The 534-nt window shown below is 51.5% G+C and carries 1 protein-coding gene; it reads right to left on the bottom strand.

The features are described 5' to 3' along the window. Positions 1 to 59 precede the first annotated feature (59 nt). Entirely contained in the window at positions 60 to 215 is a 156-nt protein-coding gene (locus ACOCD2_RS25795; RefSeq protein WP_293885806.1) for a hypothetical protein, read from the bottom strand. Positions 216 to 534: the final 319 nt, after the last annotated feature.

Raw genomic sequence — 534 nt, 5'->3', positions numbered from 1 at the left:
TCCACCATGTGCTGCAGCACATTGGTGGGGCCAGTACAGTTGAAGAGATCGAGGCCCTGCTACCTTGGAACGTCACCCTCAGTAAGCTGCAAGAGGGCTGATTCTCTGGCGCTTACGTTGTTGCGTAGTGCTTGGTGACCAGGACGGCTGGGGCACAAATAGGTTGTCAAAGGCTGAGTCGATTTTGGGGACTGGGATGTCCCAAAATCTATCACGAGGCCGAAGACACGCTTGGCTTCCCCTCTGGCGCTATGCGCACGACGGGTAAGCAGTGCGGCCTCACGGCTACTGGGGACTACCAGCCTTCGCTTCGCTCTCCATGGCTGGCAGCGGTTGTCAAAGGCCGAGTCGATTTTGGGGACTGGGATGTCCCAAAATCTATCACGAGGTCGAAGACACGCTTGTGTTTTATGGTTTTATGGTTTTAGGGTTTTTCTGATGTTTTTTGCTCTGGCATTCGCCGCTTTCACGTCTTTAATGAAATCAGAATGTGGTTGTAAAACATATTCGATTTCAGCAATAGAATTTCTCGCT

It is taken from the genome of Thiolapillus sp. (assembly GCF_048562965.1).
Taxonomy (GTDB): Bacteria; Pseudomonadota; Gammaproteobacteria; order Chromatiales; family Chromatiaceae; genus Thiolapillus; species Thiolapillus brandeum_A.
This window is presented reverse-complemented; position numbering and strand designations above follow the sequence as displayed.